General features: G+C 74.8%; 2 protein-coding genes. Both read right to left on the bottom strand.

The window, feature by feature from the left end:
* Positions 1 to 70: 70 nt before the first annotated feature.
* Positions 71 to 1,351, bottom strand: a complete 1,281-nt coding sequence (eno, locus tag ABQ292_RS26355; RefSeq protein WP_369210663.1) for a phosphopyruvate hydratase — start codon at positions 1,349 to 1,351, stop codon at positions 71 to 73.
* A gap of 45 nt (positions 1,352 to 1,396) precedes the next feature.
* Positions 1,397 to 2,141 (bottom strand): nucleoside triphosphate pyrophosphohydrolase (locus ABQ292_RS26350; protein ID WP_369210662.1); only part of this gene is annotated, 745 nt, incomplete at its 5' end.

Raw genomic sequence — 2,141 nt, 5'->3', positions numbered from 1 at the left:
GGCCGCGTGCGACAGCGGGCGGCCGGTCGACCGACGTCGGCCGGTGCCCGCGCTCATCGGGCGGGTGCGCTCATCGAGCCCGCAGCCGCGGGAAGGCCGCACTCCCGGCGTAGCGCGCGGCGTCGTCGAGCTCCTCCTCGATGCGCAGCAGCTGGTTGTACTTGGCCACCCGCTCGCTGCGCGCCGGGGCGCCGGTCTTGATCTGCCCGCAGTCGGTGGCGACGGCGAGGTCGGCGATCGTGGTGTCCTCGGTCTCGCCCGAGCGGTGGCTCATCATGCAGCGGTAGCCGCTGCGGTGCGCGAGGCCGACCGCGTCGAGGGTCTCGGTGAGCGTGCCGATCTGGTTGACCTTGACCAGCAGCGCATTGGCCGCGCCGCGCTCGACGCCGTCGGCCAGCCGGGTGGGGTTGGTGACGAACAGGTCGTCGCCGACGATCTGCACCCGGTCACCCAGGGCGGCGGTCAGGGCGATCCAGCCGTCCCAGTCCTCCTCCGACAGCGGGTCCTCGATCGAGACGATCGGGTAGTTCGCGACGAGGTCGGTGTAGTACTCGGTGAGGTCGCCGGCCGACAGCGTCTTGCCCTCGAAGGCGTAGCCGGCCTCGCTGTGGAACTCCGTCGCCGCGACGTCGAGGGCGAAGGCCACGTCGGTGCCCACGGAGTAGCCGGCCTGGTCCACGGCCCGGACGATGAGGTCGAGGGCGGCGCGGTTGCTGGACAGGTTCGGCGCGAAGCCGCCCTCGTCGCCCAGCCCGGTGGCCAGCCCGTCCTTCTTCAGCACCGACTTGAGCGCGTGGTAGGTCTCGGTGCCCATGGCCAGCGCCTCGGCGAAGGTGGCCGCCCCGATCGGGGCGATCATGAACTCCTGCACGTCGACGTTGCTGTCGGCGTGGGCGCCACCGTTGAGGATGTTCATCATCGGCACCGGCAGCAGGTGTGCCGAGGGGCCGCCGACGTAGCGGAACAGCGGCAGGCCGGTGGACTCGGCGGCCGCGCGGGCGACGGCGAGGCTCACGCCGAGGATCGCGTTGGCGCCCAGGCGGGACTTGTCGGGCGTGCCGTCGAGGTCGAGCAGCCGCTGGTCGACCAGCCGCTGCTCGGTGGCCTCGTAGCCGACCAGCTCCGGGCCGATGACGTCGAGGACGCCGTCGACGGCCTTGGTGACGCCCTTGCCGCCGTAGCGCTCGCCGCCGTCGCGCAGCTCCACCGCCTCGAAGGCGCCGGTGGAGGCGCCGCTCGGCACCGCCGCCCGGGCGATCGTCCCGTCGTCGAGGGCGACCTCGACCTCCACGGTGGGGTTTCCGCGCGAGTCGAGGATCTCCCGCGCGCCTACGGCGTCGATGCTGGGCACGGGGGCAGCCTAGCCAGCCCCGGGCCGCCTGGCGGGGTGCCCCGCTCAGTCCTCTCCCCGAGCGGCCGCCGCGGCGTCGAGCTCACCCGCGTAGCGGCGGACCGCCTCGCGCAGCGAGTCCTCCACGTCCCAGCCACGCTGCGCGGCACCGGCGACCACCGCCAGCAGGCGCTCACCCAGCTCCTCGGGACTGCGGGCGGAGAGCTCCGCCGGCTCCGGGACCGGCAGGCCGGCCCGGCCGGCCCGCCGCACCAGCGCCGCGCCCCAGGACGCCGCAGGCTGCGACCGGGAGACGCCCTCGGTGGGTGACCGGCGCTGCTTCTCGGCCTTCTTGATCTCCTCCCAGCCCTGCTCCACCTGCGCCACGTCCCGGGGCCCGGCGTCCCCGAAGACGTGCGGGTGCCGGCGGACCAGCTTGTCGACCAGCTCGCCGGCGACGTCGTCGATCGTGAACCGGCGGCCGGGACCGGCCTCCGCGGCGACGCGCGCGTGGAAGACCACCTGCAGCAGCACGTCGCCGAGCTCCTCGCGCATCGCGACCGGGTCGTCGTCGACGATCGCGTCGTAGGCCTCGTGCGCCTCCTCGAGCAGGTAGCCGCGCAGCGAGGAGTGCGTCTGCTCGGCGTCCCAGGGGCAGCCGCCCGGCGAGCGCAGCCGGTCCATGACCGCGACGGCGTCGAGCAGCCGGGCGCCGGGCGGCTCGGGTGCGCCGTCGACGACCGGGGCGTCGGGCAGCTCCTCCCCCGCGGCGGCCAGGACGACGACCTCGCCGGGCAGGGCGGTGGCGGCC

The organism is Geodermatophilus maliterrae (assembly GCF_041018925.1).
Lineage (GTDB): Bacteria > Actinomycetota > Actinomycetes > Mycobacteriales > Geodermatophilaceae > Geodermatophilus > Geodermatophilus maliterrae.
Note: the sequence above shows the minus strand (reverse complement) of the source record. Positions and strands in the feature narration are given on the sequence as shown.